This window comes from Lamprocystis purpurea DSM 4197 (genome assembly GCF_000379525.1).
Classification (GTDB): Bacteria; Pseudomonadota; Gammaproteobacteria; order Chromatiales; family Chromatiaceae; genus Thiodictyon; species Thiodictyon purpureum.
On sequence record NZ_KB902497.1, the window covers coordinates 64,188 to 78,263 of the forward strand.

Genomic DNA, 14,076 nt, shown 5'->3' on the forward strand with positions numbered 1-14,076 from the left:
CATCGTGATCGAACTGCGTGACGTCAAGAAGGTCTTCAACCAGGGGCGCGGTAACGCGCTCTGGGCGGTCCGCGGCGTGACCTTGGATCTGGAGCCGCGGCAGGTGACGGTGTTCACAGGCCCGAGCGGGTCGGGAAAGACCACCCTGCTGTCGATGATCGGCGCACTGTCCCGGCCCACGTCCGGACGTATCTCACTCGACGGCACGCTGCTGTCGAACCTGCCGGAACGCTTCATGACGCAGGTGCGGCGCCGCACCTTCGGCTTCGTGTTCCAGCGCTTCAACCTCATCCGCGGCCTGACCGTGCTGGAGAACGTGATGCTGCCGGCCTATCCGCTGGCGCCGGACTACGGCGACCTGCGGCGCCGCGCCCGCGCACTCCTCGCCCAGTTCGGCATGGACGCCAAGGCGGACGACAAGGTGGAGTGGCTGTCCGGCGGCGAGGCGCAACGCGCGGCCATCTGCCGGGCACTGATCAACGCACCGCTTATCCTGATCGCCGACGAACCCACGGCCAACCTGGACAGCGCCAGGTCACGTGAGCTGATCGGCCTGCTCGGTGAGCTTCAGGACCTGGGCAAGACGGTGCTGGTGGCCTCCCACGACCCGCTGGTGTTCGAGTCCGCCCGGGTCTCACGGGTGGTGGAGCTGCGCGACGGCCTGCTCGCGGAGGACGCCTGATGCTGCTCAGTCCCGCGGTGCTGGCACTCAACGGGGTCTCCTTCACGGTGACCCTGATGCTCGTGCTGGCCGCCGGTTTCGCACTCCAGGTCGTCCGCCACTGGGACCTCACCAGCGGCAGCGAACGCCAGCTCGAACTGGAACGGCGCACCTACCTCATCGCGACCCTGGTGACCTGGAGCTTCGCCGCGGCGGTCGTCTCGCTGCTGCTCTTCGTCTACAACGCCGAACAGATGGCGACCCAGTTCGTCGGTGCCATGTGCGCCACCGGCGTGCTCAACGCTCATCCGCTGGGCTGGCCGACGCTGTTTCTCAAGATCCTGATCTTCTTTGCCGGCGCCGCCTGGCTGATGCTCAACCGGCTGGACAATCAGGCCCCGGACTACCCCCTGGTGCGGGTAAAATATTGGCTTCTGCTTGGGTTCCTGCCGCTGGCGGCACTGGAGGCCGGGGTGCAGCTCGGTTATTTCCTGGGACTCGATCCGGACGTCATCACCTCCTGCTGCGGGTCACTGTTCACCGCCGATGGCGACGGGGTCGCCGCCACCGTCGCGGCCCTGGATCCCGGTTGGTCCCTGGCGGCCATGTATGGGCTCGGGCTCAGCGTGCTCGGCCTGGGCACGGTGCACGGGTGGCGCGCCCGCCGCGGCGCGAGCGGCGTCGGCTTCGCCCTGTCCGGCGCCCTGGCGTTCGCGGCGGCGCTCGCGGCCATCGTCTCCTGCGTCGCACTCTATGTCTATGAGCACCCCCATCACCATTGTCCCTTCTGTATTCTCAAGGGCGGACACGGATTCATCGGCTATTGGCTCTATCTGCCCTTGTTCACGGCCACCGCCCTGTCGCTGGGGGTCGGGCTCATCTCCGGATGGGGCCACATCCCCAGCCTGACGGCGGCGGTGCAGGCGGATGGGCAGCGCTTCACCGCCGCGGCATTGGCTCTGTTCGCGCTTTTCTACGGGGTGGCAACCTACGCCATCCTGACTTCGAATCTGACCATGACCGGAGTATGGTGGTGAGCGATCCCAACGGCGGATGGCGCATGGCGAAAGGCCGGCTGACCGGACTTGGCGCCTGGGCCTGCCTGCTCCTGCTGCTCGCGGCGGGCGCGCTGCTCGGCGGCTGCGGCGACGCGGCGCCCAGGCTCGCCAAGGGTGAGCCGACCCCCGCCTTCACGCTCGATGCGCTGACGGGCGCGCCCGTCGCCTTCCCCGCGGATCTGGCCGGACAGGTCGTTGCGGTGCGTTTCTGGGCCGACTGGTGTCCCTTCTGCGAGGGTGAGATGCGAACACTCGAACCCGTTTACCGGGCCTATCGGAATCAGGGCTTGCGCCTGCTGGCCATCAACGTGCGGCAGGACCGCAAGACCGCCGCGGCCTTCATCGCGCCGCTGGGGATCAGCTATGAGGTGCTGCTCGACACCGACGGCGCCGTGGCCCGTGCCTATGGTGTCAGCGGTCTGCCGACCACTTTTTTCCTGGACCGGCAGGGCCGGCTGGCCGCGCGCATCCTGGGCGAGTCGACCCCGGAGGTCTTCGAGCGGGTGATCAAGGACCTATTGTGAATCCCGAGCTGACCCTGTCGCTGGCCTTCCTCACCGGGGTGCTGGGCGCCTTCCATTGCCTGGGAATGTGCAGCGGTCTCGCCGGGGGCTACTTCGTATGCCGCGGCAGCGGGGTCGGCGCCGTGCTGAGCTATCACGGCGCGCGCATTCTGGTCTACGGGGTTCTGGGAGCGGCCGGCGCCCTGGCGGGCCGGGTCCTGGTTCAGCAGGGATTACTCGGCAAGGGACAGGGGCTGCTCATGATGCTCGCGGGCCTGGTTATCGTCCTGCTCGGCCTGCGCCAACTCCGGCCGCTGATCGGCTGGAGGAACCGGCGCGCCGAGCCGACGCAGGCGCCGGCGCCACGCCGGGAAGTGGCTTTCGGCACCGCCCCGCCGCGCCCCGGACCCTGGCTCGCGGCACTGGCCGGGGCCGGCAACGGCCTGGTCCCCTGTGGGCTGACCGTCTCCATCGCCATCGCGGCGGCCGCCACCGCGGATCCGGTGCGTGCCGGCCTGCTGATGCTGGTGTTCGGTCTGGGCACCCTGCCGACCATGGCCTTGGTCAGCCTGCTCGGTACCGCCATCGGCCGGTATGCCCAGGGCTGGTTCGCCACACTGGCAGGAATCGCTGTCGTCGTCCTTGGCCTCTGGACCCTGTACCAGGGCTGGGCCTTTTTCGACATCATCCGCGGTCTCAGCAACTAAAGACCGCTTTTCAAGCGCAATCGCAGGAGTCTCAAACCATGTGCGACCATCATGATCACGACCAGAGCCGCCGCGACCTGCTCAAACTGGCCGGTGCCCTGGGCATCGTCGGCCTGGCCGGGCCTGCCCTGGCGGCAAACGACAGACCGATCGGGGCCATGGTGCCCGGCAAAGGCTGGGTTCCGGCCGGCGATGCGACCTGTCCCGGCGACGGCACCCCGCTGCAGTTCATCCCCCGCACGCCCCCGGACCCGGACCCATTGACCGATGAGCTGAAAAAGTATCCCAAGTGCCCCTACTGCGGCATGGACCGTACCGAGTATCAGCACAGCCGCCATTTGGTCCAGTATGACGACGATCTGGTGGACGGCCTCTGTTCCATCCACTGTCTCGCCATCAGCCTGGCGTTGAATATGGACCGGGGCCCCAAAGCCATGTATGCCGCCGACTACGGCGCCGCGGCACCCATCAAGCCCCTGGTCCCCGTGGATGCCGCCACCTACCTGATCGGCAGCAAGATCAAGGGCACCATGACCGCCGTGAGCAAGATCGCCTTCGCGGACCAGACCGCGGCGCAAGCGGCCAAGTCCGAACAGGGCGGCGACTTGGGCGGCTTCGACGCGGCCCTGACCCAGGCCTATCTCAGCATGGCGAAGGATACGCTCATGATCCGTAAGAACCGGGCCGAGAAGCTCCGCAAGATGATGGAAAAGAAGGGGACCTGAACCGATCCGCGCCCTGGAGTCCAAGGCTAACGGCCATGGAAGGAACATCAGCGACCGCGGAAGATGAGAGTCCCTCGTGGGAGCGGCCTCCGGCCGCGATGCGAGGCCGCGGTAAGCCGCGACGCTGCGGTTTGCGAGGTTTCGTCGCGGCCGGAGGCCGCTCCCACAAGATCCCGGCCGAACTGAGCCTTGTTTTTCTTCGATGGATCAAATGAACACATCCAAGCAACCTGTCATGCTTGCGGTCCTGCTGTTGCTGACCGCACTCAGCCCCGCCGGCGGCGCCGCGCCGGTCGACACCCCGAGCCCGGCGCCGACGGACACCTGCCCCGTATGCGGCATGTTCGTCGCCAAATATCCGGACTGGATCGCCACCGTGCTCTATCAGGACGGCCACGCCCACCACTTCGACGGCGCCAAGGACCTGTTCAAATACCTGCTGGATCTCCCCAAATGGGCGCCGGGGCACCAGGCCGGGCAGATCGCGCGCATCGCCGTGACCGACTACTACAGCGTCACCCGCATCGACGCCCGCCAGGCTTGGTACGTGATCGGCTCGGATGTGCTCGGACCCATGGGACATGAACTGGTGCCGTTCGAGACACGGGAGGATGCGGAGGCCTTCCTGCATGATCACGCGGCCAAGCGTATCCTGCACTTCGGCGATGTGACCCAGAAACTGCTCGGCGACCTGGATGCCGGACGCTTTTGATTCAGGTCAAAGCCTGTTCGGCGTCGGCATCGTCGAGGCCCGCTCGACCTACCGCATCGGGCCTACCATGGCACGATGTAAGCCTTCTGGAGTCACCGGTTTGATGATAAAAAGCCCCGCCTCGGCGGGGCTTCTTGCAGCAATAGAACGAAAAAACGACAGACTTCGCCCGGGGCGGCGCACCTCTGATTCCCGTCATTCCCCGGGCCAGGCGGCAATCCGCTGCTTGAGCAGCGCGATTTCCGGGCATCGCTTGAGCAATCCCGGCCAATTGCTTCCGGTCAATGACCGCATGGCCTTCTTGCGTCCACCCCCTGGACCATCGCGGCCGAGTGCGTCCAGCATGGGATCGCAATATCGTTCCTTCGGGTCACAGTCCTCCCGTATTGACTTCCATGGCACCCGTATGCGTTTCGGATGCACCGCCAGCATCCAGACCTCAACTTCCTCGAACGCAAGGCAGGCAATCAGCCGATCCGGATGCTCTCGCTCTCGATCGCGTGCGCGCTCTTCATTGCGACAGCGGTTGCAATCCCTGTCCACCACGATCAGGAAGAGATTGATCATCGCGTTATCATTGATAATCTCCCGGACCATCTCACGACTCAAGGTCTGATCGACACCGCGCAGGTGTGGATCGAACAACACCTCGACACGCGCAGTCCGCGCCAGATCCTTGAAGATACGTTCCACGATCGGTTTCAGGATGTACTGATCGTGCGTCGGGTCCTCCGGGACGATCAAGACCTTCATAACGCGCGTTCCAACCAGCCGGTCGCGAATAAGCGATCGACACCACGGCGCGCGGCGACCTCATCGAAGTTCCTGAGATCCCTCAGACGGCGGGCCACGGTGCCCGGTTCGTCGGGAATTCGCCCGAAAACAACCGCGTTGCCCAGTGCCTCGTGAGACAAATGCTGTAACACCAGGGGCGAATGGGTCGTAGCGATCACCTGCACACGTCCGCTCTTGGTGACCTGCTCCAGCAATTCGACGAGCAGATGCAGTCGCGTCGGATGCAGCCCATTCTCGATCTCCTCGATCAGCATGACCGGCATCGGCAACGGTTCTCGCTGCGCCGTGAGCAATGACACGATCAGCCCGAGAAACCGCAGAGTCCCCTCCGACAGGCTACGTGCACTGATTCTTACCCCTCCGGACTCGATGAGCTCGAAGCGGATCTCGCCTTGGCCGGTTATATCGAAACCGATATCCTCAATCGTGGGTGCGCATAGCTCCGACAGCCAGTCGAGGAGGTCAGCCTTGAGCCCCTGATCCTGGCATAGCCTCAAGAGTACCGGCGAGATGTTCTCGCCCTGGTCTCCCAGGTGCTCGGACTCGCGTGGCCGATAATCTCGCATTGCCGCCGGGCTGATATCCGGAAATGCACACGCCGCCATGCTATCGGTGATTTTGTGGCAGTACTCCGGGACTGATCGCGGCAGCCCTGGGATGGGGGAAAACTTGATGAGCCCCAGCAAACTAAGAGGCGACTCCCAACCGACCCCATGAGCCCGAGACTTGGCACCCTTTACTTGACCGAACCAGTCCAGCCCATCCGTCAATCCGGTATCTCCCCATAACCTTGCGCAATCCGTATCGAACAAGAAGGTACCCCGATCAGGAAATGCCAAGCGTTCCTGGATGACCGCCACCGTATCTGCCCCTCGACAGGTGATGCGGTGCTCTCCAAGCGACCCAAGGAGACCATTGATCTGCTGATTTTCCTTGATATGCCAATGGAGATCCCAGATTGACTCGATCGCGAATCGATCACAGCCCGCCCTGACGGTCTCGACGATACCCCCGCGCAGCCCCGGCCAGACCTCACGCCCGCCTTCGCGACGACCGAGCAAAATCTCGGATATGCTCAAATTGATTCCAATCCCTTGAAGAAAACGCACCGCATCGAAAAAATTACTCTTACCCGATGCGTTGGCGCCCACAAGAACGGTCAGCGGCGCCAGCGGGATCGTCTGATCCCTAAAGCTCTTGAAGTCGGTCAGTCGCAGTGAAGTAAGCATATCTTGATCGCTTGCTCAAAAAACATCGAAGGCTCCAGGCGTCGGCTGATACCGAGTCGCTTGCGGCGGAAATCGTTCACATCTGCGGGTCGTTGGCACGGTAATCAGCACTTGAGCCATCAATGCGACTGGTGTCTGGTGAGGCGGAATGAAGTCGCCCAAGTCTAGCAGCTCATGGGCCAGCCCGTAGGCAACCGCAAGTCGGCGGTGATCATAACTTCGCCCAAGATCGCGCGCAGCACTGGGCGATCGGCGATCGGCGATCGGCCTCAAGGAGGTTGGCAGGTTCCTCGAACTTTCATACCCTTGGAGGTGCAAACTCACCGAGGGTTGGAAAATATGTCCGAAGAACCTGCCGCGATGGAATTTAGCCCAGACGCCGCCGCTTTGCCACCCTGCAGATGCGCAGCGCCAACCGGGGCGACCCTGCTCGACCTCCAGGGTCTGGGTACCATCCTCAATGGATGATCCGGATGCACTTCAGCCGCTCCCCATACACGCTTGCACTGGACGACCGCGACTATCCGGAATGGCGGCGTGGCCGCGCGCGTTATGCCATCTGGATGGTGGACGCCGACACGGCGCCGCTGCGTGAGCGCGTCGGCCGGGTGCGCGGGGAACTCGCGGGACTCTTCGCCCCACACCAGCGCAGCCCGCACATCACGCTGCAGGTCTGCGGCTTCATCAGCGAACCGGCGATCCTCGACGACGTCGACGACGACTTCGACGGCGCCATGCCGGCGCGCCAACGCGCGGCGCTCGCCGCCGCCCGCTTGCCGACCTGCACGCTCGACTTTTGATTCAGGTCAAAGCCCGCCGCTTAACCGCCGTCTACACTTCGTCCTTCTCCGGTTGGCCCCGCCAACCCCTGCCAATCCATCCATCGGCAACCGACGACCAAGGTCCGAAGCCCCGCCCCGAGATCACCACCGATCACCCGGCGGCGGAGCGGACCCGGGCCGCCCTGATCGAGTCGTACTCATGACCCTGCCCAAGATTCAAGGCCGTACCCTGGCGCTGTTCGGTTTGCTGATCCCGTTGCTCGGAGTCTTCCTCTGGCTGACCCTGACGTCCGGACCCCTGGCCCCGGTCCCGGTCACAGTCATCAGCGTCACCGACCGCACGATCGCACCGTCGCTGTTCGGCGTCGGCATCGTCGAGGCCCGCTCGACCTACCGCATCGGGCCGACCATGGCTGGACGCGTGCGGCGGGTCGAGGTCGAGGTGGGCGATCAGGTGCAGCCCGGTCAATTGCTCGGTGAAATGGACCCGGTGGACCTGGATGATCGGGTGGCCGCCCAGGAGGCGGCCCTGCACCGGGCCGAGTCCGGGGTGACGGCGGCCCAGGCCCAGGTGCGCGATGCCCAAGCCCGGCGCGACTTCGCGAGTGCCCAGGTCCACCGCTACGAGCAGCTCCTGTCGGCGCAGACCACGAGCGAGGATCTGGTGGGCGCCAAACGGCAAGAGGCCCAGGTGACAGCGGCCGGGCTGGCGGCGGCGCAGGCGAACCTGGAGTCCGCGGAACAGGAGTTGGTGCGGGTGCGCGCCGAGCGGGCGGCGCTGATGCGCCAGCGCTCCAGTCTGCGGCTGCTCGCCCCGGTCGCCGGACTGGTGGTGTCGCGCGACGCGGAACCCGGCAGCACCCTGGTGGCCGGGCAGTCGGTGGTGGAGGTGATCGATCCGACCAGCCTGTGGATCGACGCCCGCTTCGATCAACTCGGTGCCGCCGAGCTGCGTCCGGATCTGTCCGTTGGAATCAGCCTGCGCTCGGCGCCCGTCGGCAGCCTGACGGGGCAAGTCCTGCGGATCGAGCCGCGGGCCGACGCGATCACCGAGGAACTGCTGGCGAAGGTGTCGTTCGCGACCCTGCCCGACCCCCTGCCCCGGCTCGGGGAACTGGCGGAGGTCAGGGTGATCCTGGCACCCCTGCCACCCGGCCCGGCACTGCCGAATGCGGCCCTGCACCGCCGCGACGGCGCGCTCGGGGTCTGGCTCCCGGGCGGCGACTGGCCGCGCTTCGTGCCGGTGGAGACCGGTGCCGCGGACCTCGACGGCTGGGTGCAGATCCGCTCCGGCCTGGCGCTCGGCGACCAGGTGATCCTGCACAGCCAGGCACCCTTGAGCCCTTGGCGGCGCGTCCGGGTCGTCGATACGATTCCGGGGGTGCCGCAGTGATCAGCCTGGCCGGGCGCGACATCCTCCATGCCTCGGGCAAGTTCATCTTCACCGGCGTGGGCCTGGGGCTGCTGATCGGGGTCACCCTGTCCATGGCCGGTATCTACCGGGGCATGGTGGACGACGCCGACACCTTGCTGGACAACAGCGGGGCCGACCTGTGGGTGGTGCAACAAGACACCCTGGGGCCTTACGCCGAGTCATCCAGCCTCTATGACGACCTCTACCGCGGCATCCTCACCGTGCCGGGGGTGGCCCAGGCCGCCAACGTGACCTATCTCACCATGCAGGTCGGCGAAGGCGCGCGGGAGCACCGCGCCATGGTGGTGGGCGTCGTCCCCGGCGGCCCCGACGCGCCCGGGCAACCGCAGTATCTGGTCGCCGGGCGCCACCTCACCCGCGGTCATTACGAGGCCGTGGCGGACCTGATGACGGGGCTGCGCCTCGGCGAGCAGGTCCGCATCCGCCGCAACCGCTATAAGGTAGTGGGGCTGACGCGGCGCACCGTCTCCTCGGGCGGCGACCCCATGGTCTTCATCCCGCTGAAGGATGCCCAGGAAGCCCAGTTCCTCAAGGACAACGATGCCATCATCCATCAGCGCCGCCGCACCGCGGCCAACCCCGCCCTCAACCGCCCCGGTCAACCCGGGACCCTGGAGGCGGTGCTCGCCTCCCAGACGGTGAACCCCTCGGTCAACGCGGTGTTGGTCCGCCTGGACCCGCACGCCGATCCGGACCAGGTCGCCGGGGAGATCCGGCGCTGGAAGCGGCTTACTGTCCACACCCGCGCCGAGATGAACGAGATCCTCCAGGCCAAGCTGATCGCCACCTCGGCACGCCAGATCTTCATGTTCCTGGTGATCCTCTCGGTGGTCAGCGCCGCCATCGTCGCCTTCATCATCTACACCCTCACCCTGGGCAAGATCCGGGAGATCGCGGTGCTCAAACTGATCGGCACCCGCAACCGCACGATTGCCGGGATGATCATGCAACAGGCGGTCGGGCTCGGGATCATCGGCTTCATGGTGGGTAAGATCGCGGCCACCCTGTGGGCGCCGATCTTCCCAAAATATGTGCTGCTGCTGCCCGGTGATGCGGTGCGCGGGTTCCTGATCGTGGTGGTCATCTGCGTCCTGGCGAGTCTGGTCGCCATCCGCGCCGCACTCCGGGTCGACCCGGCAGAGGCCATCGGTGGCTGAAGCGGGCTTGGGGATTCGTATTCAGGGACTGCACAAACGTTACGGAACCGGTGACACGGCCGTGGAGGCGCTCAAAGGCGTCGATCTGGCGGTGGCTCCGGGCGAGGTGGTGGGGCTGATCGGTCCCTCGGGCTCCGGCAAGAGTACGCTGCTCAAATGCCTGGGCGCGGTGGTCGAGCCCACCGGCGGGCGCATGACGCTGGGGAACGACCTGATCTATCACGACGGCTGGCGCATCCCGGACTTGCGGGCGCTGCGCCGGGATAAGATCGGCTTTGTCTTCCAGGCGCCCTATCTCATCCCCTTCCTCAACGTGACCGACAACGTGGCCCTGCTGCCCATGCTGGCCGGCCGGCCCAATCGGGAGGCGCGGGCCGCGGCGCGCGAACTCCTGGCCGCCCTCGACGTGGCCCACCGGGCCGCGGCCATGCCCTCGCAGCTCTCGGGCGGCGAACAGCAGCGGGTCGCCATCGCCCGCGCCCTGATCAACCGCCCGCCGGTCATCCTGGCCGACGAGCCCACGGCACCCTTAGACAGCACGCGGGCCCTGGCGGTAATCCGCATCCTGAACCGCATGGCCCGCCAGTACGCCACCGCGGTAATCGTGGTCACCCACGACGAGAAGATCATCCCCACCTTCCAGCGCATCTATCAGATCCGCGACGGCCGTACCCATGAGGAGGCGGGCTTGGGGCGGACACTGGAGTGACGGTTGCCACCTGCTGTGCAATCGGTCGGTGGGACGACCACACTGGTTGCCGGCCATTTTCTCCAGGATGCCCCGGATGCACTTCAGCAGTTCCCCATACACGCTTGCCCTGGAAGACCGCGACTATCCGGAATGGCGGCGTGGCCGCGCGCGTTATGCCATCTGGATGGTGGACGCCGACACGGCGCCGCTGCGCGAGCGCGTCGGCCGGGTGCGCGCGGAACTCGCCGGACTCTTCGCCCCACACCAGCGCAGCCCGCACATCACGCTGCAGGTCTGCGGCTTCATCAGCGAACCGGCGATCCTCGACGACGACTTCGACGGCGCCATGCTGGCGCGCCAACGCGCGGCGCTCGCCGCCGCCCGCCTGCCGACCTTCACGCTCGACATCGGCGGTATCGACAGCTTCGATTCGGCGGCGTTCCTCAGGGTGCGCGACCCCGCTCGCGGACTGGCCGCGATCCGCGCGGCACTGGCCGCGGGACACCCCGAGGTTTGTCCCGGTCGCTACACACCGCATCTGACCATCGGTCTGTATCGCGACCGCTTCGCCAAGCGTGCGGTGCGCCGCCGGTTGGCGGCGCTGGCGGCCCTGCCGCCGCTGCGTCTCGCCGTGCGCGACATCGTGCTGGCCGGCTATGCGGCGCGTGAACTCGACGGTCCGCTCGAAACGATCGAACGGGTGGCGCTGGTACAGCAGTGAACCTACGCATAGCCCGGCTAGCCCCGTGGCCATACCTTGTTCAAGGAGCCCACGGGGCCGGGGCTAGGACCTGAGCCTCATCGCTAGCCCAAGGCACGCGGCATCAATTCGGTGCCCCTTTACTTGTCGCCCCGGTTACGTCTGTCTACACTGCGGCTATGCACCATCCCATCGATCCCAAGGTCGACTGCGTCTTCAAGGCCCTGCTCGGGGCCGAGTCCAATCGCGACCTGCTGATTCATTTCCTCAATGCCGTGCTCGGCGCGGACCTGCCCCGGCCGATCGTCGCCGTGGCGATCCAGAACCCCTACAACGAAAAAGAATTCCTCGACGACAAACTCACCGTCGTCGATGTCAAGGCCAGTGACGCGACCGGGCAGCAGTTCCAGGTCGAGATCCAATTGCTCAATCACCGCGACCTGCCGGCGCGCATCCTCTACGGTTGGGCCGACCTCTACAGCGCCCAGATCAAGGAAGGCGAGAGCTACCGTAAGCTGCGCCCCACCTATGCCATCTGGCTGCTGGGCGAGACTCTGCTTCCGGATGACCCCAACTATGCCCACGACTTCCGTCTGCGCGACCAGTGCGGACGGGTCTTCCTGGACCACGGCGGCATCTGGCTGCTGGAACTGAGTAAATTCGCTGCCGATGAGGTCGAAACCGAGGAGCAGCGGTGGCTGAAGTTTTTCAACGAGGCGGAGCGTCTGGACGAAGACGCCCTGCCGGCCTGGATGCAGACCAAAGAGATGAGGCGAGCCATGAACACACTGAAGACCTTTTCCGAGAAAGAGCACGCCTACCACGCCTACCAGGCGCGGCAGAATTATCTGCGCGAACAGCAGAGCATCCAGCTTGAATTCGACGATCTGCGTGCGGAGGTCGAGCAGGCGTGGGCGGCCGTCGAGCAGGAGCGGGCGGTCGCGGTGCAGGAGCGTGCAGCCGCCGAGCAGGCGCGGGCGACCGTGGAGCAAGAACGGGCGGCCAAGGAAGAAGCCCTGGCCGAGAACGAGCGGCTGAAGCGATTGCTCGCCGACAAGGCGGAGCCGTCTGGCTCCGGGACGCGGTAGCGATCTCGGTCGGGAGCTCTTCCTTTTCTCCGGACCCTTTGCGCGCTACCGTGTCGACGACACGGGGGCCACGGGCGTCGCGCGCCATGCGCGGAAAACGCGTGTCCGTACCCGGCCAGCGCCTATCCGCACCCGGGCGGCGCGCATCCGCCCGGTCGCGGGTACGGCCCGCGCCCTGATCACCGGCGCCGGGGTTTCATTCAGGCCCAGGGTTGCAATGCAGTTCACCGAGGTCTTCATCCGCCGGCCGGTCGCCACCACCCTGCTGACCCTGGGGCTCTTTCTGGCCGGGGTCTTTGCCTTCCCCTGCACCCTGCAATTCGACCTGAACCGCAAAGTCGCGACGGCACCAGCACTGCGACAGAGGCGAACTGGCGCGTCATGACAATGTCTGGCAACCGCGCTACGCTGACCCCAGACAACGGAGAACCGCCATGGCCATATCACCTCGTTCGGAGAAACTCGACTTGCGCTTGACCCCGGCGGCCAAGCGGATGCTCTATGCCGCCGCTAGAGCCGCGCGGCGGTCGGTGAGCGACTTCGTCTTGGAGAGCGCCCTCTCGCGCGCCGAAGAAACCTTGCCCGACCGTCGGCTCTTCGGCCTGGATGCCGAGCATTGGGAGGCCTTCATGACGGCGCTGGATGCGCCGCCGCGCCCTCTGCCGCGTGTGGAACGGCTGTTCGCCACCCCCAGCATGTTCGAGGCCCCCGACGTTCAGCCGTGACCTTGTTCGCCATCGAGAAGCTGGCGCGTCATCATGCGGTGGACGAGTTCGACTGCGGACAGCCAGCCCTCAACCGCTTTCTGACCCGCTACGCACTCACCAGCCAACAGGCCAATGCCTCCCAAACCTACCTGGGACTGGCCGACGCCGCGGTGGTGGGTTTCTATACGCTGGTCGTCAGCGAGGTCGCCGATGACGATACTCCGGACCGGCTGACTCGCGGGCTGGCCCGTCATCCGGTTCCGCTGCTGCTATTGGCGCGACTCGCGGTCGGTACGGCATGGCAGGGCCAAGGGGTCGGGGCCGGCCTGCTCAAGGATGCCATGCGCCGGACGGTCCGGGCGGCCGGCAACGTCGGCATCCGCGCACTCGCCGCTCATGCGAAGGATGACGCGGCCCGCGCCTTCTACGAACACTTCGGTTTCATCGCCTCGCCAACCGACCCGCTGCATCTGTTCATCCTGACCAAAGACTTGCGCAGCGTTGTCGGCAACGCGGGCGACGACGGGGGGTGACGCGCACTCTGTCGGTGTCGAATGGTCGGCTTGGTGAGAGACAGCGATGCCCGAGTAAGCGGACCACGGACCCGGGCCAAGGGGTTAGGTATACTGTCCCCAGATCTCCTCTTGGAAACCGACCCGACGATGAGATCGTTGTTGTTTACCTGGGCCTAACTTGAGTGGGAGACGATTCAGATGCCCACCGCCGTCGCCATCCCGATCGAACTGCCGGCTGTTCCGGTCCCCCGGCGCCACCCCATCACCGTGACCGAGTACTTCCGTATGGGCGAGACCGGCGTCTTGGACCCGCAGGCGCGGGTCGAACTCATCGAGGGGGAAATCATCGATATGCCGCCGATCGGAGCACCCCACGCGAGCAAGACCAATCGACTGCTCGATCTGCTGACCGCCGCGGTCCGCGGTCAGGCCATCGTCTCCGTCCAGAACCCGGTCATCCTGGGCGATCTGTCCGCCCCGGAGCCCGACCTTGCCTTGTTGCGTTACCGGGATGACTACTACGTGCAGGCGCACCCCCGCCCCGATGACATCCTGCTCCTGATCGAGGTGGCGGACACAAGCCTTGTCCATGACCGTAACACCAAGCTGCC

General features: G+C 65.9%; 18 protein-coding genes. 16 read left to right on the plus strand and 2 right to left on the minus strand.

Translation table 11 applies throughout. From position 1 onward, the window contains the following. Positions 1-4 precede the first annotated feature (4 nt). From A39O_RS0114225 to A39O_RS0114250, 6 genes are all read left to right on the plus strand, one after another. Positions 5-682: an ABC transporter ATP-binding protein gene (locus A39O_RS0114225; RefSeq protein ID WP_020505334.1), complete on the plus strand. Its 678-nt coding sequence runs from the start codon at positions 5-7 to the stop codon at positions 680-682. Then, positions 682-1,698: a hypothetical protein gene (locus A39O_RS0114230; protein ID WP_020505335.1), complete on the plus strand. Its 1,017-nt coding sequence runs from the start codon at positions 682-684 to the stop codon at positions 1,696-1,698. The genes A39O_RS0114225 and A39O_RS0114230 overlap by 1 nt, the downstream gene beginning before the upstream one ends. Beyond that, entirely contained in the window at positions 1,695-2,243 is a 549-nt protein-coding gene (locus tag A39O_RS0114235; RefSeq protein ID WP_157640097.1) for a TlpA family protein disulfide reductase, read from the plus strand. Before A39O_RS0114230 ends, A39O_RS0114235 begins: the two co-directional genes overlap by 4 nt. Continuing rightward, positions 2,240-2,929, plus strand: coding sequence for a sulfite exporter TauE/SafE family protein (locus tag A39O_RS0114240; protein WP_020505337.1), 690 nt, complete (start codon positions 2,240-2,242; stop codon positions 2,927-2,929). The genes A39O_RS0114235 and A39O_RS0114240 overlap by 4 nt, the downstream gene beginning before the upstream one ends. A gap of 38 nt (positions 2,930-2,967) precedes the next feature. Further along, on the plus strand, positions 2,968-3,654 hold the full coding sequence (locus A39O_RS0114245) for a nitrous oxide reductase accessory protein NosL (RefSeq protein WP_020505338.1): 687 nt from the start codon (positions 2,968-2,970) through the stop codon (positions 3,652-3,654). A gap of 211 nt (positions 3,655-3,865) precedes the next feature. Further along, a complete protein-coding gene (locus tag A39O_RS0114250; RefSeq protein WP_040527865.1) occupies positions 3,866-4,366 on the plus strand; it encodes a nitrous oxide reductase accessory protein NosL in 501 nt (166 codons plus the stop codon). Positions 4,367-4,561: 195 nt separating this feature from the next. On the opposite strand, the gene A39O_RS0114255 is transcribed toward A39O_RS0114250, so the two are convergent. Beyond that, a complete protein-coding gene (locus tag A39O_RS0114255) occupies positions 4,562-5,119 on the minus strand; it encodes a hypothetical protein (RefSeq protein ID WP_020505340.1) in 558 nt (185 codons plus the stop codon). After that, a complete protein-coding gene (locus A39O_RS33535) occupies positions 5,116-6,390 on the minus strand; it encodes an AAA family ATPase (protein ID WP_020505341.1) in 1,275 nt (424 codons plus the stop codon). Before A39O_RS33535 ends, A39O_RS0114255 begins: the two co-directional genes overlap by 4 nt. 473 nt (positions 6,391-6,863) lie before the next feature. Here A39O_RS33535 and A39O_RS0114265 point away from each other — a divergent pair, with 473 nt between their 5' ends. The 10 genes from A39O_RS0114265 to A39O_RS0114310 form a co-directional block, all read left to right on the plus strand. Beyond that, positions 6,864-7,190, plus strand: a complete 327-nt coding sequence (locus A39O_RS0114265; RefSeq protein ID WP_020505342.1) for a hypothetical protein — start codon at positions 6,864-6,866, stop codon at positions 7,188-7,190. Positions 7,191-7,371: 181 nt separating this feature from the next. After that, positions 7,372-8,565: an efflux RND transporter periplasmic adaptor subunit gene (locus tag A39O_RS0114270; protein ID WP_020505344.1), complete on the plus strand. Its 1,194-nt coding sequence runs from the start codon at positions 7,372-7,374 to the stop codon at positions 8,563-8,565. After that, positions 8,562-9,764 carry an ABC transporter permease gene (locus A39O_RS0114275; RefSeq protein WP_020505345.1) on the plus strand — a complete coding sequence of 401 codons (1,203 nt, stop codon included), beginning with the start codon at positions 8,562-8,564 and terminating at the stop codon, positions 9,762-9,764. The genes A39O_RS0114270 and A39O_RS0114275 overlap by 4 nt, the downstream gene beginning before the upstream one ends. Continuing rightward, complete coding sequence (locus A39O_RS0114280; RefSeq protein ID WP_020505346.1) at positions 9,757-10,473, plus strand: ABC transporter ATP-binding protein; 717 nt, start codon at positions 9,757-9,759, stop codon at positions 10,471-10,473. Before A39O_RS0114275 ends, A39O_RS0114280 begins: the two co-directional genes overlap by 8 nt. 76 nt (positions 10,474-10,549) lie before the next feature. After that, a complete protein-coding gene (locus A39O_RS33545) occupies positions 10,550-11,176 on the plus strand; it encodes a 2'-5' RNA ligase family protein (RefSeq protein WP_020505347.1) in 627 nt (208 codons plus the stop codon). A 158-nt stretch (positions 11,177-11,334) separates the two neighbouring features. Next, positions 11,335-12,243 carry an Rpn family recombination-promoting nuclease/putative transposase gene (locus tag A39O_RS0114290; protein WP_020505348.1) on the plus strand — a complete coding sequence of 303 codons (909 nt, stop codon included), beginning with the start codon at positions 11,335-11,337 and terminating at the stop codon, positions 12,241-12,243. A 217-nt stretch (positions 12,244-12,460) separates the two neighbouring features. Further along, the gene (locus A39O_RS40800; protein ID WP_020505349.1) at positions 12,461-12,628 is read left to right on the plus strand and encodes a hypothetical protein; all 168 of its coding nucleotides are present in this window, start codon (positions 12,461-12,463) and stop codon (positions 12,626-12,628) included. A 49-nt stretch (positions 12,629-12,677) separates the two neighbouring features. Further along, positions 12,678-12,968 carry a type II toxin-antitoxin system TacA family antitoxin gene (locus A39O_RS0114300; protein ID WP_020505350.1) on the plus strand — a complete coding sequence of 97 codons (291 nt, stop codon included), beginning with the start codon at positions 12,678-12,680 and terminating at the stop codon, positions 12,966-12,968. Continuing rightward, positions 12,965-13,483, plus strand: a complete 519-nt coding sequence (locus A39O_RS0114305) for a GNAT family N-acetyltransferase (protein WP_020505351.1) — start codon at positions 12,965-12,967, stop codon at positions 13,481-13,483. The genes A39O_RS0114300 and A39O_RS0114305 overlap by 4 nt, the downstream gene beginning before the upstream one ends. 180 nt (positions 13,484-13,663) lie before the next feature. Beyond that, the coding region (locus A39O_RS0114310; RefSeq protein ID WP_020505352.1) for a Uma2 family endonuclease at positions 13,664-14,076 on the plus strand (413 nt) is incomplete at its 3' end.